Source organism: Actinoplanes ianthinogenes (assembly GCF_018324205.1).
Classification (GTDB): Bacteria; Actinomycetota; Actinomycetes; order Mycobacteriales; family Micromonosporaceae; genus Actinoplanes; species Actinoplanes ianthinogenes.
The window spans coordinates 5,373,792-5,391,328 of record NZ_AP023356.1 but is presented as its reverse complement, the minus strand read 5'-3'; the positions used below and the strand labels follow the sequence as shown (position 1 = coordinate 5,391,328).

The window sequence follows — 17,537 nt, the reverse complement described above, 5'->3', positions numbered from 1 at the left end:
TTTATAACCGATTTAGCGGGAGAAGTGAGGTAAATTCACCTCACTGCGTCAAGGCGCCTTGACGTCAAGGTTGCTTGACGAAAGAGTGACTGTCATGACGACTCCGGACGAGCTGGAACGACAGCACACGCTGATCACCGCTACTCGGCGTTACGACGACCTGCGGATGCGGGACGCGCTCGCCGCGATGAACCCGGATGACCGCGGCACGGCCCTCTCCCCCGCCGAGACGCTGGAGATGCTGGCCCTCAGCGAAGTGGTGATCCGCAAGGCCGGATACGGGCGGCAGGCCATGGTGCGGTCGGCGCGCGCGGCCGGCGCCTCGTGGACGCAGATCGGCGCGGCGCTCGGCAGCAGCAAGCAGGCCGCGTGGGAGGCGCACCAGCGCTGGATCGAGGACCAGGCCCGGCAGCACGAACAAACCGGCTACCAGAGCCTGGACCCGGACTCGGCGGACGACGCCCGCGGCCTCGCCGGCCGGCCCGACTGAGACGGAGAAGGTCAGTCGCCCGTCGCGGCGGGACGATCGGTGTGGCTGTACTGCGACCAGGAGCCCGGATACAGCCGCCCCTCCCCCAGACCGGCGTGCTCCAGAGCGATCAGATTGTGGCAGGCGGTCACCCCGGAACCGCAGTACGAGATCACCTCGGTGGAGCCGTCCGCCCCGACCGCGGCGAACCGCTCACGCAGCTGGGCGACCGGGAGGAAGCGGCCGTCCGGGGCCACGTTGTCGCGACAGGGCAGGTTGCGGGCGCCGGGAATGTGGCCGGGACGCGGGTCGACCGGCTCGGTGTCGCCACGGAACCGGGCCGCGTCCCGGGCATCGAGGACCACGTGGCCGCCGTCGACGGTCTCGGCCAGGCCGGCCAGCCGCTCGGCGGGCCACGGGCGCGGGGTGAAAACAGCCGGCGGCGGGGCGGGGATCTCGGTGGTGGGCTCCCCGTCGTACGCAAGCAGGCCTCCGTCGAGGAGCGCGGCCTCGCGCCCGAGCGCCCGCAGCAACCAGATGAGCCGAGCGGCGATGACGCCGCCGGCGTCGTCGTAACCCACCACGGTCGTCGTGTCCCCGATGCCGGCCGCGGACATCGCCGCCGCGAAGACCTCCGGGTCCGGCAGCGGATGCCGGCCTTCGGCCGGCGAGGCCGGTGCGGCCAGCGCGGTGTCCAGATCGATGAAGACCGCGCCGGGCAGGTGCCCTTTCCGGTACGCCTCGTGCCCGGACCGGCCGTCGAGGTACCACCGCACGTCGGCCAGGATCACTTCGCCGGCGTGGGCGCGCAGCCAGTCCAGGTCCACCACGGGGTTGATCACCGCGCTTGCCACCTTCTCTCTCCCTATCGGCTTTGTCCTTATCGGCCTTGTCCTTATCGCCTCTGTCCCTATCGGCTCTTTCCCCTATCGGCTGGAAAGACCCAGGCGCAGGCCGAAGCCGAGCAGGACCGCGCCGGTGCCGGCGTCGACGCTACGCCGGACGGCGCGGCGGGCGAGGACACCGCGCGCGGCCTGCGCGCCGAAAATGATCAATGCGAACCAGGCCAGCCCCTCCAGGTCGTGCACCAGGGCGAGCAGCAGGCCGACGCCGAGCGGCGACGTGTCCGGCGGGATGAACTGCGGGAGGACCGCGATGTAGAAGGCGCCGACCTTGGGGTTGAGCAGATTGGTGAGCAGGCCCTTGCCGAACGTGCTCCACCAGGTGGGTGCGGCGGGCGCGAGGGCCGCCTCCTCGATCGGGGCGGCGCGGACGGCGGCGCGGATCATGCGGGCGCCCAGGAAAATCATGTACGCCGCGCCGGCCACCCGCAGCACGGTGTAGGCGACGGTCGAGGCGGTGAGCAGCGCGGACACCCCGACCGCGGCGGCCGCGCCCCAGGTCAGCGCGCCGGTGCCGACGCCGAGGGCGGTGGCGAAGGCCGGGCCGCGGCCCATCGTGACGGCCGAGCGGAGCACCAGCGCGGTGTCCAGGCCGGGGGTGATGGTGAGGAGGGCGCCGAGAACGGCGAAGGAGAGAACGGCATGGGCGAGGTCCACGGCACCTTCTTAGCCTGTTCGGCTACGCCTTGCGAGTCGGGCCCTCAGCCTGTCCGGCTACGCCTTGCGAGTCGGGCCCTCAGCCTATTCGGCTACGCCTTGCGAGTCGGGCCGCGGCCGCGCGGCCGGAACCGGACCAGGGCGATGCCGACCAGGAGCACGGCGATCACGGCGGCGGCCTGCCCGGCCACCGCGGTGTTCAGATGCAGGCCGCCCACGTAGATCAGCAAGGCCAGGCCGAACAGCAGGTGGTAGTACCCCGCGTCGCGGGCCGACCGGAACGAGTGGGCGATCATGCCCGGCGCCTCGTCCCGGACGAGCATCCGCATGCCGAAGACGAACAGCGCGAGGCCGAGTACGCCGCCCAGCACCTCGGTACTCATCGCCCCAGTGTGCGACCGGGCCGGGCGGCGATCCGCGCTTTGGCGGTAATTGCCGCCGCTGGTTCGGACCTTGCTGGGCGCACGGACACTGACACCGTGAAGGTGATCAAATTTCTCGTCGGAGCCGTCGCGGTGATCCTCGTGGTCCTGGCCGGCGGAGTGGCCTGGGTGCTGTATCGACTCAACACCTATGACCCGGCCTGGTCAGCCGTTGACGTCAACGCGAAAGTCATCGCCCGCAAGGTCGACTTGGCGGTGGCGGCGCTCAGCCCGGGGGAATATCCGACGGCCGGATTCCAGGCGCTGACCGGTGCGATCACCAACTACGGCGGGACCGTCCGGGCCTCGCGGGCCAACGACAACGAGGATCTGGCCGACCCGCACTCCTGGGCCGACGCCGAGATGCGGGGCGGGGCCGATGGCCAGACGGACCAGATCGTGTGCGTGCGCTTCGAGTTGCGGTGGCAGCACGACACGACCTGGCACCGCATCGACTGCTCATAGCCCTGCGACTTCGATGCACTCTGGGTGAAGTCGCTGCGGCACTCCCCCAGGTAAGCCGCACGGACGGGACACCAGTGTCAGAGACAGCTATCCGACCTCGTCACCCGCCGGAGGCACGCGAGGCGTCGTGACGTAAACCAGCCCGGCGATCTGTACGAAGACTTCCCGGCGCTCGATCGCCCTGCCGCTCGCGTCGAGGGAGTATCCGATCAGCCAGACCCAGCCGGCGTACGTCTCCCGCGGATCGACGCGGATGATCCGGAAGATCATCGCGCAGTCGCCGGCGAACTGCACGCTCGCATTGGTGGTCAGGCGTACCACGTCGCCGGTCTTCGGCTGACGGACCGGCGGAGGCCCGTTCGGGGATTTAGGCCGGGCGTTCATGCATACCGCCCTCCGTCGGGGAACGCCCGCTCCCGTCACCGGTTGGCCTGATCATGAAGGGCCGACGGTGGCACTGCGGTCTTGATTCGGTGGTTCTCGGCGTACACAGCGGCCAGCTCGTCGTAGAGCGACGCCATGTCGTCCGAGACCTGATCGATGAACTGCCGGACATCCTCGGCGCGCAGTCCGCGGCCAAGACCATGAGAACGGCGGAAGCTAATCTCGCGGACACCGTCCGGCGTCAGCCGACCACGACCGCGTATGGAATAGCTGCTCGTTTGGGTGTGTGGAGCGCCGCTCACTGGGGCTCCCTCGCCAGCACGGGATCGGGCAGCCCGCGGGTGGCCAGGAACTGCCCGATGCACGGGGCGAAGTCGCTGGGGATGCAGGGTCGCGCCATCGTGCAGTCCTGGCAGGCGCGCCGGACCAGCCGCACAGTGGCCTCGCCGACTTGCACCGTCCGACGCCGTGACGCCAGCCGCCAGCCCCTCGCAGGACCGACAAACCCCCGAGAAGTTCGCCATGCGCTGATCGTGGTCGCTGAGCAGCGTCCAACCCATCACACGCGGTAGTCCATCAAGGAGTAACTTCTATCCGGCGACCGGATACCGACCACGGGCCGCTGTCCGAAGCGCGGATACGCCGGGAGTGACCAGGGGAGGCACCCTTGAGCACGCGCACAGCGACGACCTTCTCCGTGCCAGAGCATCTATGGGACACCGACGCGATGCTCGACGCCCTGGCCGCCCGCGATATCGCTCAGGTATTTCGCCTGGTCCAGCGCGAGACCAGGGTCAGCCAGACACACCTCGGCGTCGCAACCGGCCTCAGCCAAGCTCAAGTCAGCGAGATCATCGGCGGAGGTCGCCGAGTCAGCAGCATCGACGTCCTGACCAGGATTTCAACCGGCCTCTGTATGCCCAGCGAGGCCCGCGTGGTCCTGCTGCTCGGCGACCGCGGCCACGGCATCGCGCCCACCACGACGCTATCTGGCGATGTGATAGCCGCTCAGCCCGCGCCGTATGCCCAGGCTCTCGCCGAGGAGGCGTTGGCCGAGCGGTATGCCGACGTGGAGGCGGTCTACCCGAGCAGGTCGGAGTTCACCTCCAAGATGCCGCCGCACGCCCTGTTCGACTGCGCCACCGACATCCGCGCCGTCGGGTTGTCCCTCAACCTGATCTGCCAGCAGTACGCCGACAGCCAGCTCGCCCAGCTGGTCGAGAACGGTGCTCGCCTCCGCCTGCTCTTCCTCGACCCGGCCGGCGCCGCGATGCGCCAGCGCGAGATCGAAGAAGACATGACCGTGGGCCACCTCGGCGCTCTCACCATGCTCAACCTGCAAGGCGTGCTCCGCGTCCGCGACCGGCTGGCCGCCGATATTCGGGACCGCATCGAGGTTGCCACCTACGACCAGACAATCCGTGTCAACGTCACTTTGATCAATGACTCGCTCTGCGTCGCGCAGCAGTACCTACCGCACGCGCGAGGCGTCGAGTCCCCGACCATGGTGATCAAGAAACGGTGGCCGGCCGCAGGGCTGTACCACGTGTTCGAGCGCACCTTCGACGAGCTTTGGAGCGGTGGCCAGCCCCGATGACCGACTACGCCGACCTGCTACCGATCGCCCACCAGGCCGTCGACCTCGCCCGCGACATCATGCGCACCATGCAACCCGGTGCGTTGACCGCCAAAGGCGATCGGGACATGGCCTCCGAGGTCGACTTCGCCATCGAGGGACGCGTACGCGCTTTTCTGGCGGAGCGCAGTCCGGACATCGGCTTCCTCGGCGAAGAGAACGGCCCGAGCGGAGCAGCAGGCGACCTGCTGTGGGCGCTCGATCCCGTCGATGGCACCGTCAACTTCGTCCACGGTTCACCTCTGTGCGGCATCTCCCTCGGCCTCATCACCGGGAATCGCTCCGTTCTCGGTGTCATCGACCTCCCCTTCCTTGGCGTCCGCTACCACGCAGCCGAGGGCCTCGGCGCCCACGCCAATGACCAGCCCATCGCCGTCAGCACCACCGCTCGACTCAGCGACGCCGTAGTGGCCCTTGGCGACTACGCCGTGGGCGATGGTGCTGAGGACAAGAACCGCACCAGGTTCGCCCTCACTCAGCGCCTGGCCAGCAGGGTGCAGCGTGTACGCATGCACGGGTCCGCCGCCATCGACCTCGCCTGGCTGGCCGCCGGCCAGGTCGACGCCGCCGTCATGCTGGCCAACAAACCGTGGGACACCGCAGCCGGAGTGATCATCGCCAGGGAGGCCGGCGCAGTCCTCGTCGACCAGGACGGAACGCCGCATCACACCGGGTCGAGTGCCACCATCGCCGTGAACCCCGCGCTTCTTGCAGCCATCCTCGACCTCGTCGCTGGCGAACCCGTTCCCGCCTCATAGCCGATATTCAGCGGTCCGGCCGGAGGGAGATACTCGCCCCTTTCAAGACCTCCAAGGATCACCGCATGAACCCTGATGGCAAGATGCTGTACGTCATCGTCTGTGCGGCCGGCCCCGCCGACGAGGTAGGCCGACTCGTCGGCCTACCTCAAGCCTCGACGCGGCGGGCTCCGACGGCGGCCGTCTGAGTGATGGCGGGTCGACGGTGACGGATGGTTAAAGGATCATCCGCCCATGCCGAGGTTTCGGAACTCTTAGCTAGTCCGTTGGACGAACTGTCGCGACCCCTCGTCCGGTTGGCTCACGGAGGGCACCTCCGGAATCTACCTGCCGGAAGGAGAACATGTGGATGCCCGCCTCGCCCACGGCACAGATCGTGCTTCGACCGTCGGCCCAGCAAACGTCTGAGAGTGTGCTGGCGACACGAATAGTCGCCACGTTCTCCGCACGCATCCAGTCCCAAACCCGGATCGTCGCGTCATTTCCGCACGTCACCAATAGATTACCAAGCCGGTTGAGGTCGCAACCGGTGATCGCCGACTCATGTCCGCGGAGAATGAGCGGCTCAGCGGCACCCGACAGGTCCCACACGCGAGCGGTCGTGTCGTCGCTTCCGGTGATCAGACGATTGCCCGAATTCGCGAACGAACAGCATAGGACCTCGCCTAGATGTCCGGTCAGATGATGCTGTTTCAATCCGCGAGGCATTGACCACAGCAGGGCAGTCCGATCCCAGCTTGTCGTGGCGAGGACGGCATCGTCGGGCGAGAAAGTGCATCCCGATACCCAGTTACCGTGTCCGGGGATAACCTGCTTTGTCTCTGTCGTCACAACGTCCCACCGCGTCAAGCAACCATCGTGGGCGCCCGCGACGATACTTTTCCCATCCCTCGAAAAGGCGCAGCTCTCGAACTTCGCACCATCAATGTGGAGATTGGCTCGCTCATTGCCGGTCTGCATGTCCCAGAGGCGGACGGACCCGTCCCATCCAGCCGTGGCACCGATATCACCAGCGCTTGTCACCGCAGCTGCGGTGATGGGACCTTTATGCCCCGCGACCTCATGCAGCAGCTCGCCGGAGGCTGCCCAAATCTGCACCATCCCGTCGCGTCCACCGGTCAGCACCCGGCCGGAATGAATGTCGGAGGCACAGGCCACGAGACGCCGACGCGTAGTGCTCGCCTCTGCCACGGTCTCGGTAGCTCCTCGCTTCCACAAGCGTGCGGACCTGTCGCGGCTGGCCGTGAGCAAAGACGTGCCATCTTGGCTAAACGTACAGTCGGAAACGAAGTAATTGTGCCCAGACAGCACGGCCAGTCGATGGCTGTGGTGCGGATCCCATAGGCGGACCGCTCGGTCGTCGCCGCAACTCGCGAGGACCTCACCTGATGGGTCCACTGCCACAGCGTTGACTCGGCCCTGATGATCACGAAGTTCGGCAAGCATCCGGAATGTCTCGGTATCCCAAATCCGGACGGCGGAATCTTCCCCGCCGGTTGCGAACCAAGAACCGTCTGGCGCCACAGCACATGCCAGGGCACCTCCGATGTGCGCGCGAATCTTGTGCAGACGCTCGCCGCTGGCGACCGACCAGCAGGTAACTGAGCCGTCCGCGGCAGTTGCCACGATCCACGATCCGTCCGGGGCGATTCCACCGGCCAACAAACGCTCGGAATGATCCTCGAATACGGATAGGAGGGTGCCGTCGTCGGCCCGCCATCGGCGTGCGGTTCGATCGTCGCCGAAGGTCACGACTTCGGTACCATCTGGCGTGATGGTGCAGCCGTTGACGGCACCGGCGTGGCCGGACAACGTCGTTCGGAGCTTGCGGGTTACTACGTCCCAGATACGTCCAGTGCCGTCCACTCCGACGCTGAGCAACGTTAGGCCATCGGGGGCGAAGGCACATTTCGTCACTGCATCTTGGTGACCGCGGAGCTGGAAGAGGCGTTGGCCCGTGGTGCGATTCCAGATGTCCACCGTCTCGCCGAAGCCCGTGGTCGCGATCCAGGCAGCGTCGGAATCTGGTGATATGGAACAACCCGTGAGGGCATGGTCAGAGCCTGCGAAAACACGAATCAGCGCGGAACTCTGCCCGGGCAGCGGCCAGCGATTCTCCAGCCACGGCTGGCTTCGATACAGGGTCGATTCGTAGTCAGAAACTATCTGAGCCAGAGCTGGAGTGCCGGACAGCCGGCTGATCAAGACAGCGGGGTAGGCGTGTTTGGGAGTGATCCGCTGTAGCACGTGCGCTTCCCGGGCGAGTGCGCCCTTGAGCTCAGCGGCCATCGGCGTGTCAGAGCGCGCCAGGTCGGCCTCCACAGCGGCGACGTCGTACCGCTGGCTCTTGGCCACAGTCCATCGTAGATCGGTTACCAGTGCATTCAGTTCGGCTGTCTGGCCGCTCTCCTCCAAATGGTAGGTGAGGTGCTGCCACAGATAGTCGTTCTCTGGAAGAGACCACCAGCGGCCCAGCATGGGCGCGCGATTGGCGTCCAGAAAGAGAGCGTTGAGTTCGTGCAGACGCTCGGCGCCGACCTCGTGGCGCAGGTACAGCCGGAGGACGTCGTGTAAACGGATCGACTGGCTGGCTTGCTGGTATGCCGCGACGAGAGAAAGGTCGACGAGATCGGCGACCAGGCGCATGCTGTCGACCGCGGAGTACTGGCCCGTCGAGGACCACAGAGTCTCCAAGGCTTCTAAGGGGACGTCAACGTCCTCGTTGAAAATCGCAAGTTCCCGGTATCGCTCCCGGTCGGCTTCGGTCAGCATGGCCACGCTTGCCTGCACGGTGGCATGCACGGCACGGTCGCGGCCCTTGGTCACCCGAATGTCGAGCGCAGCGGGTCCCTCGGTCGAGAGTCGGCCGACCAGCCAGTTCACCGCAGACAACAGGTCATTGCCATCGCGCACTGCTCGGCGCAGGGTGCCGTTGAGCAAAGCCATTAGCAGCGGCCAGCGACCTGTCAGCTCCAGGAGGCGCCGTACCTGCTGCGATGGAAGCTTCGGCAGCCCCGCACCCAGGAGGGTCTCGGACTCACGCTGCTCCATCTGGTCGACATGGACGAACTCGGCGTCGTCCGGGATCAGGCCGGGAATTCGCGTCGTAATCAGCCTTGTACAGCGCCGTCCGCCGATCAGAAACGGGCGGAGCTGGTTGTCGTCCCAGACGTCATCAACCACAAGCAGGGTCGCTGGCCCGTCGTCGAGCAACTCGCCCAGGCGATGACCCGCCTGCTCTGGATCAGTGAACGCAGGCCGAGCTCCGGTGAGCTGCTCACAAAGGTCGTTCACAGCGGAAGCGAGGTCGGGACCTTGTCTGTCCTGCCCGACCGTGATCCAAAGGAGTCCGCCCGGGAAGAGTTCTCGCAACTCCGGCCGGGAGCAGACGTAAGAGGTGAGGGTTGTCTTGCCGAATCCGCCAGCCCCGTGGACAGCAGTGGTGATGCCGACCGTCGTTCCGGTTCCGCTAGTCAGCACGCGCAGCATCTGTGCTGTGAGATCGGGGCGGTCGATGGGGCGCCGGTTCAGGGCTGGCATCATCCACGGCGTGTTGCGCCGTGATCCCGTAGCGGTGGACTGCACCTCAGACAGCGGAGCAGTGGCGTCGCGGAAGGCCACCCAGACCTGACGCGCTTCGTCTGGATCACCACCGAGCGCCTCTACCACGCCCTCGAACTGCTCCCAGCCAGGTGGCTTGTCACATTTAAGGATCTTGGCAACCGTCGTGTGGCTGATTGCGCCATCGAGTCGACGTGCGATCTCCCTCGTGCTCGGCTCACCGTTGTCGCGATGCAGTCGCTGAACGAAGGCCCTCAACTCACCTAGGTCGGCAGTGGACACAGCGCGTCAGCCTGGCAGCCCTGTAAACATTTGTAAAGGACAGCGATCCACAATGGTGGAACTCGTATGTCATCAGAAAGCTACGGATCATGACGGAAAGGTTTGTCCACCTGCGTAAACGCCCTCTCCCGGGGATCCAAGCTGGAGGCATGAGCACCTCAGTCGAGTGGACGTCCGCGATCTTTCTCATCACGGTCACGGCCCTAGTGATCATCAATCTCTACTCCCCGGACGAGGGCCGGCGCCGCCGCGCCCTTCGGCTTCTCCGCATGTTCCTCCGGCGCTGACCCTGCCAGTCCACGGCCGGCTCGAGTCCCCAGCTCGGGCCGGTCGATCTTTTCAGCTTCAAATGGCTGACCGACTGTTTCACTGCATTAACTAGCTAGATTCGCCCTTGCAAACGCTCTTCCAAGTGGCGCAAACAAAGGTATCCAAAGTCACCATCTACCAAGATGAATCCGGCTTACCCGTGCCAGGTTCTGTAGCCGCTAATCCCTCTCTCGGCCTTCGGTCGGCATCGGCCGGCGCGCCGGCCAGTTCGCTGCTCAGGGCCATGACGATCGTCGCCTCTGGCTGATCTCCGATGCTGGTTCCGGCGATCGCTGCCGCACCGCTTCGCGACTTGCCACCGGATCTGAACCGGGCGCTGCCTGTGACTCAGCGGACACTTCAGCCGAAGAACTGGGCCTCAGGTGCGAGGCCGGCGAAGAGGGCGTGACTGGCAATGAGGTCGCACTCGACCTCCAGGAGCTGGGCCGCAGTGCAGGTCGGCAAGGCCGCCCAGGAGCTTTCGAGGTCGCCGGTGAACGCGGCCCGCTGGCGGTGGTCTTCGAGGCGGCTCTTGGCCGCGTGAGCGGTCAGCCGAGCCCCGATCCGGCCCTGTCCGAGGTACACGAGGTGCTGCTCCCCGGCGCTGCGGATTCGGTAGACGCCCAGAGTCGGCTCGGCGATCAGCCCGGGGCGCCAAGGACTCCACGGGAGGCCGGCCCACTCAGGGGCGGTGGGGGCATGGTCCAGGTCGAGCACCGGGGCATAATCCAGCGATCGAGTGACAGCGGGATCTTGATACCCGCGAGCTCGGCGCCCGGACTTCGCCAGCGCGGCGTTGTTGCCGGTGGACTTGATCCAACCGTCCGGCATGCGCCCGAAGTTGGCCGTCGGCGAGCGACCGAACTCCGCCCGGTGCTCCGACACCACGACGCACTCGGCGAGCTTGCGCTCCCGGACATCCCCCGCGAGCTCAGCCACTGAGACCTCGAACTCGGCGCCCTCCGCGGTGCGCATCACCCAGAGGCAGGGAGCGGCGGTGTGCGGGTCGTTGTACGGCATCTCGTCGCCATACAGGGCGCAAAGCTGGCTGAGCCGGCCACGGAGCCCCGAACTCTGCCCGACGTAGGCCAGAGTGCTCTCCCCCACCCGCCTCACGCGGTAGAGCCCTGGGCCGCGCGGTACCCGGAGACGGGCCACCCGATCGTTCAGCGGCAGCCAGTCAGCCCAGGAGAGCGCCAGCGTCCTTGGCTCCGGTAGCGGGCGGGATCGCACGGACGAAGGCTAGGACATGAATCCGACGATCTCGGGGCCGCTGGGGCGACTCTGGGCCGTCAGACGTCCCAAAGCGTTGACCAAAGATGACCATGACCAACGGCGTTTACCCAGGTCAGCACCCTTGGCCGGCCCTGCTGCCAGGACCGGCCGAACACCCTATCGGTAATTGTTGAACTGGAGGGCGACGCCGAAGTCCTCCGCCTTGAGCAGGGCGATCACGGCCTGGAGGTCGTCCCGCTTCTTGCCGGTGACGCGGAGCTGGTCGCCCTGGATCTGCGCCTGCACGCCCTTCGGCCCCTCGTCGCGGATCTTCTTGCTGATCGCCTTGGCCTTGTCGGCCTCGATCCCCTCGACCACCTTGAGGTCGATCTTGAAGGTCTTGCCGGACTGCCGGGGCTCCCCCGCGTCCAGGGACTTCAGCGAGATGTTCCGCTTGACCAGCTTCTCCTTGAACACGTCGAGCGCGGCGGCGGCCCGCTCCTCGGTCTCCGACGTGATGGTGAAGGCCTCGCCCGACTTGGCGAGCTCGGTGCCGGTGCCCCGGAAGTCGAACCGGGTGCTCAGCTCCTTCTCCGCCTGGTGGAAAGCGTTGTCGACCTCCTGCCGGTCGACCTTGCTGACGATGTCGAACGACGGGTTGGCTGCCATGATCAGACTCCTGCGGCTGGATGCTTGTCGATGCCGCCCTCGGGCCGTGCTGACCCGGCGACATGCCGACCGTACCCGGTTGCGAGGCGGCCCTGCGGTACGGCTATGCTCATCTCCGCTGCCGCGCGAAAGCGTGGTGGCTGCCCAGGCGGGTTGCCCGAGCGGCCAATGGGAGCGGACTGTAAATCCGTCGCGAAAGCTACAGAGGTTCGAATCCTCTACCCGCCACAGGCAGGCAGGACGGCCCCGGAGTCATGACTCCGGGGCCGTTCTCGTTTTCCGGGGACCACCCGATCCAGCTAACTCACAGCGTTCTCACGGATGAACGTGCAGGGTTTTCGCGTTCTCTGGAGTGTGGGTCATGAGCCCGCATGCTGAAGGAGTCGAACGTGCACACCCATCACAACGGACTCAAGACGGCCGCCCTCCTCGGGCTGCTCACCGGCCTGATCCTGGCCGTGGGCTACTGGCTCGGCGGGAGCACCGGCCTGGTCATCGCGGTGATCTTCTCGCTGGTCACCAACGCGGTCAGCTACTTCTACTCGGACAAGATCGCGCTACGGGCGATGGGCGCCCAGCCGGTCAGCGAGGCCGAGTTCCCGGCGCTGTACCAGATCGTGCGCGAGCTGGCCCAGCAGGCCGGGCAGCCGATGCCCCGGCTGTACGTCTCGCCGTCGATGCAGCCGAACGCTTTCGCGACCGGGCGGGACCCGGAGCACGCGGCGGTCGCCGTGACGGTCGGCATCACCCGGATCCTGGACACGCGGGAGCTGCGCGGCGTGATCGGCCACGAGCTGTCGCACGTCTACAACCGCGACATCCTGATCTCCAGCGTGGCGGGCGCGCTCGCCGGGATCATCACGATGTTCGCCCAGCTGGCGATCTTCCTGCCGTTCGGCGGGTCGGACGACGAGGACTCCTCGAACCCCGCGTCGCTGCTGCTGATGCTGATCCTCGGCCCGCTGGCCGCGTCGGTCATCCAGCTGGCGATCAGCCGGAACAGGGAGTTCCAGGCGGACGCCTCGGGCGCCACCCTCACCGGCGACCCGCTGGCACTGGCCAGCGCGCTCGAAAAGATTCATTACGGTACGCAGCGGGTGCCGCTGCCGGCCGACGGGCAGCTCACCAGCACCGCGCACCTGATGATCGCCAACCCGTTCCGCGGCGGTGGCGTCTCGGCGCTGTTCTCCACCCACCCGCCGATGCAGGAGCGGGTGCGGCGGCTGCACGAGCAGGCGGCGCTCACCAGCGGGGCGTCCCGGCCGTACGTGCGCTGATCTCCCGTACCGGAAACTGACGGCCGCGCCCATCGGCGCGGCCGTCACTGTCATGGTGAGCCGCATGACAGGCGGACCTGTTTCAGGTGTGTTCCGGCAGTGTCGGCGTTAGCGTCGAAAGCCTTGTTGGCCGTTACACCAAGTCCTGGAGGTTCCGCCTGTGACCGCGTTGCGTCAGTACCTTGGCGTGTGGCAGCTCCCGGGCGGACGGACCCTGCTGATAGTCGGCATCCTGGCCCGGCTCGGCATCGGGATGACCCCGCTCGGCCTGCTCCTGCTCGTCGAGCAGGCCACCGGGCGGTACGCGTCCGCCGGACTCGCCGGCGGCGTCTACGCCCTGGCCGGCGCGGCGCTGAGCCCGGTCGCCGGTCGGCTCGCCGACCGGATCGGCCCGGCGCCGATCCTGCTCGCCACCGCGATTCTGCACCCGCTCGCGCTGGGCGCCCTGCTGCTGGCCAGCCGGGGCGGCGAGGACGCGCTCACCTGGATCTTCGCGGCCTCGGCCGCGGCCGGCGCGACCTATCCGCCGCTGACCGCGGCGATCCGCCGCGCCTGGAACGACATGACCGCGCCGGGCAGCGCCGGGCAGGGGCTGCGGTCGGCCGCGCTGGCCGCCGAGACCTCGCTGTTCGAGCTGGTCTTCGTGCTCGGCCCGATGCTCGTCTCGGCCCTGCTGGTGCTGACCACGAATCCGGCGACCGCGCTGGTCAGCGCCGCGATGGCGACCTTCGTCGGGACGACCTGGGTCTCCCGGCTGCCGGTGATGCGGCACCGCGGGGCGCACCACGCCGACCACGCGGCGAAGGGCCTCGGTCCGCTGCGGGCCGGCGGCTTCCCGGCGCTGCTGCTCTGCGTCAGCGCGCTCGGCGTCGCGTTCGGGGCGGCCGGGGTGATCGTGCCGGCCTACGCCGCGCAGCACGGTGGCGACGAGGCGCTGGGCGGGGTGCTGCTCGGCGTGTGGGGTGTCGGCTCGGCGATCGGCGGCATCTGGTTCGGCACCCGGCGGCCGGCCATGGCGCTGCCCCGGCAGTTCGCCTGGCTGCTGGGCGCGGTCGCGCTGAGCTTCCTGGTGCTGGCGTTCATGCCGAGCCCGCTTCACCTGGGCGTGGCCCTGGTGCTCGGCGGCGCCACCATCGCGCCGGCGCTGACCGTGGAGACCAGCCTGGTGGGCCGGCTCGCGCCGGCCGGGATGCTGAACGAGGCGTACACCTGGATGGTGACCGTGTCGGTCTCCGGCAGCGCCGCGGGCGGCGCGCTGGCCGGCGTGATCGTCGACCAGCCGGGCGGGCTGCCGTGGTCGTTCGTCTTCGCGGCCGTCGTGCTGATGCTGGCCGCCGCGGTCGCCGCGATCCCGGAGGGGTCGATGGCCCGGGCCGACCGGCACGCGGCGGAGCGGTTGAGCGGCGCCCTGGCCGCGGAGCCGGTCTAGCGACTTCCTGGGGAGGAAGCGGGGTCGCGCCGGGTTCGCTCGGCGCGACCCTTTTTTGGTGCACTTTGGATAGCCTGACGCGCAGAGGTGGCGTACCCGAAGGAGCGCGGTCATGGCTAAAGAGGTGTCCGGCCCCGGCCGGCGCTCCGAGCAGGTCGAGACGCTGCGCGCGGCGGACGCCGACCGGCAGCAGATCGCCGATCAGCTCAAGGGCGCGCTCGACGAGGGCCGGCTCTCCCTGCACGAGTACGACGAGCGCGTCGCCGGCGCCTACGCCGCCCGGACGTACGCGGAGTTGCTGGTCCTGGTCCAGGATCTGCCGCGGCCCGGGACGAGCGCGGCCGAGGTGCACGCCCGGCGGAGCGCCGAGGCACGCCGCGCGGCTCGCCGGATGCCGGTCGCGCTGCTGGTGCTGTGGACCGTCTGGGCCTCGCTCGCCGCGGTGAACCTGGTGGTCTACGCCCTGGTCCGGGAGACCGTGAACGACTGGGTGTACCCGTGGCCGGCCTGGATGCTGGTGCCCGGCGTGGCGCTGGCCGCCGTCACGGTCGGCGTGCAGGTGATCCGCCACCAGCAGCGCCGGAGGTAATTTCGGGGCATGACCCGAGTACCGCTTTCCGTGCTGGACCTGGCCACCGTCAGCGAGGGGCACACCAGCGCCGACGCACTGCGCGGCACCATCGCGACCGCGCAGGCGGCCGACGAGCTGGGCTACGCCCGGTTCTGGGTCGCCGAGCACCACAACATGCCGGCGGTGGCGTCCACCACCCCGCCGGTGCTGATCGGCGCGGTCGCGGCGCAGACCCGGCGGATCAGGGTCGGGTCCGGCGGGGTGATGCTGCCGAACCACATGCCGTTCGTGGTCGCCGAGCAGTTCGCGCTGCTGGAGGCGCTGTATCCGGATCGCATCGACCTCGGGATCGGGCGGGCGCCGGGCACCGACCAGGCCACCGCGGCCGCGCTGCGCGGGGTCTCGCCCTATCTGACCGTGGAGCATTTCCCGGAGCACCTCCAGACGATGCTGGGGCTGCTCGGCGACGAACGGGCAGCCGGCAAGGCCGGGCGGCTGCATGCCACCCCGGCGCCGACCTCGCACCCGGAGGTCTGGATCCTCGGCTCCTCGACGTACGGGGCGCAGATCGCGGCGGCGCTGGGCCTGCCCTTCTGTTACGCATATCACTTCGCGATCGCGTCCGATGTGGATGCCGCGCTCCAGCTGTACCGGTCCGGTTTCCAGCCGTCGCCCCGGTTCCCCGAGCCGCACGTGATGGTCAGCGCCTCGGTGATCGCGGCGGAGACCACCGAGGAGGCGCGATACCTGGCCGGGCCCAGCCGGGTGATGGCGCTGAGCCTGCGGACCGGGCGGCTCGGCTCGATCGTCTCGCCGGCCGACGCGGCCGATCGGCAACTGTCCGATCTGGACCGGCAGATGCTGGAGTCGCTGCCGGGCACGCAGTACGCGGGAACGGCGGACGAGGTGGTGACCGCCCTGGACACGCTGGTCACGCGTACCGGGGCGGACGAGCTGATCCTGGCCGGGACCGTCTACGACCCGGCGACCCGGCGGGACACCCTGGCCAGAATTGCGAAGGCGTGGGGGATGTAAGTCTGCTTTCATGGCCGGATGACCTGGGAGATCACATCCGACCTGGAGAGGTTCGCCGCGGCCGCGGGGGACTTCCTGCGGGCGTCGCCGGTCCGGCACACGGTGTTCCTCACCCTGATCGACAACCTGCGGGTCCGCGGGCGGCATGCGTACGGTCCGGCTGATCCGTTCTTCGGCTGGTGGACCACGTCGTCGGGGGCGGTGGACGGGGTGCTGCTGCAAACCCCGCCGCACCCGGTGCTGTTCAGCTCGCTGCCTCCCGAGGCGGTACCGGCGGCGGTGGAGGCGCTGGCGGATCGGCCGATCTCCGGCGTCACCATGGCGGAGGGCGACATCCCGGCGTTCGCCGGCGAGCGGTCCTATGTGGCCGGCATGCGGACCCGGCTGTTCCGGCTCGGCACGCTGACCCCGCCCGACCCGGCGCCGCCCGGCTTCGCCCGACCGGCCACAGTGGCCGACCGCGACCTGCTGCTCACGTGGGTGGCAGACTTCGAGGCGTTCGTCGGCGAGCCCCGGGAGGACACGTCCGAGCTCGTCGACGACCACCTGGCGTACGCCGGGGTCACGCTGTGGATCGACGGCGGGAGGCCGGTCGCGATGGCGATCCGGTCCCGCCCGCAGGCCGGGATGGTCCGGATCCTGCGGGTCTGGACACCGCCGGAGTTGCGGCGGCGCGGTTACGCGGGCGGGGCGACCACGGCCGCCACCCGGGCCGCGCTCGACGAGGGGGCGAGCGAGGTGGTGCTGTACACCGACCTGGCGAACCCGACGAGCAACGCGCTGTACCAGCGGCTCGGCTATCGGCCGGTGGAGGATCGAGCGATGGTGAGGTTCGTATGACGGTCGGGACGGTGCTGTCGGTCAACGTGGCGGCCGCGGCGCCGCCGATGGGCAAGGGCGTCGCGTCCACCGGCATTCACAAGTTGCCGGTGTCGGCGCCGGTGGAGGTGCGGGCGCCCGGGTTGAAGGGTGTCGGGCTGCACAGCGGGTTGGTCGGCGACCACATCGGGGACACGAAGAATCACGGCGGGAACGACCAGGCGGTTTACGCGTACGCCACGGAGGACTACGCGTGGTGGGCCGAGTCGCTGGACCGCGAGCTGCCGCCCGGGATCTTCGGGGAGAACCTGACAACCTCGGGGCTGGACCTGCTCGGCGCGGTGATCGGCGAGAAGTGGGCGTTCGGGTCCGGACTGGTGTTGCAGGTCACGTTCGGGCGCCTGCCGTGCGTGACGTTCCAGAACCGGATGGCCGAGCCGCGCTGGGTGAAACGGTTCACGGCGGCCAACCGGCCCGGGACGTACCTGCGGGTTCTGGTACCCGGGCAGCTGGCGCCGGGTGACCGGATCGCGGTGGTCGAGCGGCCGGCGCACGGGCTCACGCTGACCGAGGCGTTCGAGATCTACATGCGGGACCAGTCCCGGCTGGCGCGCCTGCTGGACGCGCCGGAGCTGCCGTCGTCGCTGCGGGACGAGGTGCTCGAGCGTCTCGGCTGA

At 68.4% G+C, this 17,537-nt stretch carries 20 protein-coding genes and 1 tRNA gene; 12 read left to right on the top strand and 9 right to left on the bottom strand.

Annotated elements, in window-relative coordinates; genetic code table 11:
• The first annotated feature begins 94 nt into the window (after nucleotides 1-94).
• Complete coding sequence (locus tag Aiant_RS24380; protein WP_189329176.1) at nucleotides 95-490, top strand: hypothetical protein; 396 nt, start codon at nucleotides 95-97, stop codon at nucleotides 488-490.
• Between the two features lie 11 nt (nucleotides 491-501).
• Here the strand turns inward: Aiant_RS24380 and Aiant_RS24375 are convergent, their stop codons facing one another.
• From Aiant_RS24375 to Aiant_RS24365, 3 genes are all read right to left on the bottom strand, one after another.
• Nucleotides 502-1,323: a sulfurtransferase gene (locus Aiant_RS24375; protein WP_229829881.1), complete on the bottom strand. Its 822-nt coding sequence runs from the start codon at nucleotides 1,321-1,323 to the stop codon at nucleotides 502-504.
• 72 nt (nucleotides 1,324-1,395) lie between these two features.
• Entirely contained in the window at nucleotides 1,396-2,028 is a 633-nt protein-coding gene (locus tag Aiant_RS24370) for a LysE family translocator (RefSeq protein ID WP_189329175.1), read from the bottom strand.
• A gap of 92 nt (nucleotides 2,029-2,120) precedes the next feature.
• Entirely contained in the window at nucleotides 2,121-2,411 is a 291-nt protein-coding gene (locus tag Aiant_RS24365; protein ID WP_189329174.1) for a hypothetical protein, read from the bottom strand.
• Between the two features lie 96 nt (nucleotides 2,412-2,507).
• Between Aiant_RS24365 and Aiant_RS24360 the strand changes: the two genes are divergently transcribed.
• Nucleotides 2,508-2,915, top strand: a complete 408-nt coding sequence (locus Aiant_RS24360; protein ID WP_189329173.1) for a hypothetical protein — start codon at nucleotides 2,508-2,510, stop codon at nucleotides 2,913-2,915.
• Between the two features lie 87 nt (nucleotides 2,916-3,002).
• On the opposite strand, the gene Aiant_RS24355 is transcribed toward Aiant_RS24360, so the two are convergent.
• From Aiant_RS24355 to Aiant_RS24345, 3 genes are read right to left on the bottom strand one after another with little or no spacing between them, the layout of a single operon-like run.
• A complete protein-coding gene (locus tag Aiant_RS24355) occupies nucleotides 3,003-3,299 on the bottom strand; it encodes a hypothetical protein (RefSeq protein WP_229829880.1) in 297 nt (98 codons plus the stop codon).
• 35 nt (nucleotides 3,300-3,334) lie between these two features.
• A complete protein-coding gene (locus Aiant_RS24350; RefSeq protein WP_189329172.1) occupies nucleotides 3,335-3,601 on the bottom strand; it encodes a DivIVA domain-containing protein in 267 nt (88 codons plus the stop codon).
• Nucleotides 3,598-3,756, bottom strand: coding sequence for a hypothetical protein (locus Aiant_RS24345; protein ID WP_189329171.1), 159 nt, complete (start codon nucleotides 3,754-3,756; stop codon nucleotides 3,598-3,600). The genes Aiant_RS24350 and Aiant_RS24345 overlap by 4 nt, the downstream gene beginning before the upstream one ends.
• 210 nt (nucleotides 3,757-3,966) lie before the next feature.
• Between Aiant_RS24345 and Aiant_RS24340 the strand changes: the two genes are divergently transcribed.
• Entirely contained in the window at nucleotides 3,967-4,896 is a 930-nt protein-coding gene (locus tag Aiant_RS24340; RefSeq protein WP_229829879.1) for a DUF5919 domain-containing protein, read from the top strand.
• Entirely contained in the window at nucleotides 4,893-5,693 is an 801-nt protein-coding gene (locus tag Aiant_RS24335; RefSeq protein ID WP_189329170.1) for an inositol monophosphatase family protein, read from the top strand. The genes Aiant_RS24340 and Aiant_RS24335 overlap by 4 nt, the downstream gene beginning before the upstream one ends.
• Before the next feature lie 258 nt (nucleotides 5,694-5,951).
• Here the strand turns inward: Aiant_RS24335 and Aiant_RS24330 are convergent, their stop codons facing one another.
• Nucleotides 5,952-9,536 (bottom strand): NB-ARC domain-containing protein, encoded by a 3,585-nt coding sequence (locus Aiant_RS24330; protein ID WP_189329169.1) that lies wholly within the window; start codon nucleotides 9,534-9,536, stop codon nucleotides 5,952-5,954.
• Nucleotides 9,537-9,685: 149 nt separating this feature from the next.
• On the opposite strand from Aiant_RS24330, the gene Aiant_RS24325 reads away from it, so the two are divergent.
• Nucleotides 9,686-9,823, top strand: coding sequence for a hypothetical protein (locus tag Aiant_RS24325; RefSeq protein WP_189329168.1), 138 nt, complete (start codon nucleotides 9,686-9,688; stop codon nucleotides 9,821-9,823).
• A 382-nt stretch (nucleotides 9,824-10,205) separates the two neighbouring features.
• On the opposite strand, the gene Aiant_RS24320 is transcribed toward Aiant_RS24325, so the two are convergent.
• Together Aiant_RS24320 and Aiant_RS24315 are read right to left on the bottom strand one after the other, a co-directional pair.
• On the bottom strand, nucleotides 10,206-10,865 hold the full coding sequence (locus Aiant_RS24320) for a hypothetical protein (protein ID WP_189329167.1): 660 nt from the start codon (nucleotides 10,863-10,865) through the stop codon (nucleotides 10,206-10,208).
• Nucleotides 10,866-11,237: 372 nt separating this feature from the next.
• Nucleotides 11,238-11,729: a YajQ family cyclic di-GMP-binding protein gene (locus tag Aiant_RS24315; protein WP_189329166.1), complete on the bottom strand. Its 492-nt coding sequence runs from the start codon at nucleotides 11,727-11,729 to the stop codon at nucleotides 11,238-11,240.
• A gap of 147 nt (nucleotides 11,730-11,876) precedes the next feature.
• On the opposite strand from Aiant_RS24315, the gene Aiant_RS24310 reads away from it, so the two are divergent.
• From Aiant_RS24310 to Aiant_RS24280, 7 genes are all read left to right on the top strand, one after another.
• Nucleotides 11,877-11,957, top strand: a tRNA-Tyr gene (locus tag Aiant_RS24310).
• A 143-nt stretch (nucleotides 11,958-12,100) separates the two neighbouring features.
• Complete coding sequence (gene htpX / locus Aiant_RS24305; protein WP_189329165.1) at nucleotides 12,101-13,006, top strand: zinc metalloprotease HtpX; 906 nt, start codon at nucleotides 12,101-12,103, stop codon at nucleotides 13,004-13,006.
• Nucleotides 13,007-13,166: 160 nt separating this feature from the next.
• Nucleotides 13,167-14,435 carry an MFS transporter gene (locus Aiant_RS24300; protein ID WP_189329164.1) on the top strand — a complete coding sequence of 423 codons (1,269 nt, stop codon included), beginning with the start codon at nucleotides 13,167-13,169 and terminating at the stop codon, nucleotides 14,433-14,435.
• 112 nt (nucleotides 14,436-14,547) lie between these two features.
• A complete protein-coding gene (locus Aiant_RS24295) occupies nucleotides 14,548-15,024 on the top strand; it encodes a DUF1707 SHOCT-like domain-containing protein (RefSeq protein ID WP_189329163.1) in 477 nt (158 codons plus the stop codon).
• Nucleotides 15,025-15,033: 9 nt separating this feature from the next.
• Nucleotides 15,034-16,041 (top strand): LLM class flavin-dependent oxidoreductase, encoded by a 1,008-nt coding sequence (locus Aiant_RS24290; RefSeq protein WP_189329162.1) that lies wholly within the window; start codon nucleotides 15,034-15,036, stop codon nucleotides 16,039-16,041.
• Nucleotides 16,042-16,059: 18 nt separating this feature from the next.
• Nucleotides 16,060-16,881 (top strand): GNAT family N-acetyltransferase, encoded by an 822-nt coding sequence (locus Aiant_RS24285; protein WP_189329161.1) that lies wholly within the window; start codon nucleotides 16,060-16,062, stop codon nucleotides 16,879-16,881.
• Nucleotides 16,878-17,537 carry an MOSC domain-containing protein gene (locus Aiant_RS24280; protein WP_229829878.1) on the top strand — a complete coding sequence of 220 codons (660 nt, stop codon included), beginning with the start codon at nucleotides 16,878-16,880 and terminating at the stop codon, nucleotides 17,535-17,537. The genes Aiant_RS24285 and Aiant_RS24280 overlap by 4 nt, the downstream gene beginning before the upstream one ends.

What these genes read in the sequence shown, in the direction of transcription:
- Aiant_RS24380 (WP_189329176.1), top strand. Translation starts at nt 95, where the DNA reads ATGACGACTCCGGACGAGCTGGAACGACAGCACACGCTGATCACCGCT.
- Aiant_RS24365 (WP_189329174.1), bottom strand. Translation starts at nt 2,411, where the DNA reads ATGAGTACCGAGGTGCTGGGCGGCGTACTCGGCCTCGCGCTGTTCGTC.
- Aiant_RS24355 (WP_229829880.1), bottom strand. Translation starts at nt 3,299, where the DNA reads ATGAACGCCCGGCCTAAATCCCCGAACGGGCCTCCGCCGGTCCGTCAG.
- Aiant_RS24335 (WP_189329170.1), top strand. Translation starts at nt 4,893, where the DNA reads ATGACCGACTACGCCGACCTGCTACCGATCGCCCACCAGGCCGTCGAC.
- Aiant_RS24325 (WP_189329168.1), top strand. Translation starts at nt 9,686, where the DNA reads ATGAGCACCTCAGTCGAGTGGACGTCCGCGATCTTTCTCATCACGGTC.
- Aiant_RS24320 (WP_189329167.1), bottom strand. Translation starts at nt 10,865, where the DNA reads ATGCCGTACAACGACCCGCACACCGCCGCTCCCTGCCTCTGGGTGATG.
- Aiant_RS24315 (WP_189329166.1), bottom strand. Translation starts at nt 11,729, where the DNA reads ATGGCAGCCAACCCGTCGTTCGACATCGTCAGCAAGGTCGACCGGCAG.
- htpX (WP_189329165.1), top strand. Translation starts at nt 12,101, where the DNA reads ATGCTGAAGGAGTCGAACGTGCACACCCATCACAACGGACTCAAGACG.
- Aiant_RS24295 (WP_189329163.1), top strand. Translation starts at nt 14,548, where the DNA reads ATGGCTAAAGAGGTGTCCGGCCCCGGCCGGCGCTCCGAGCAGGTCGAG.
- Aiant_RS24290 (WP_189329162.1), top strand. Translation starts at nt 15,034, where the DNA reads ATGACCCGAGTACCGCTTTCCGTGCTGGACCTGGCCACCGTCAGCGAG.
- Aiant_RS24285 (WP_189329161.1), top strand. Translation starts at nt 16,060, where the DNA reads ATGACCTGGGAGATCACATCCGACCTGGAGAGGTTCGCCGCGGCCGCG.
- Aiant_RS24280 (WP_229829878.1), top strand. Translation starts at nt 16,878, where the DNA reads ATGACGGTCGGGACGGTGCTGTCGGTCAACGTGGCGGCCGCGGCGCCG.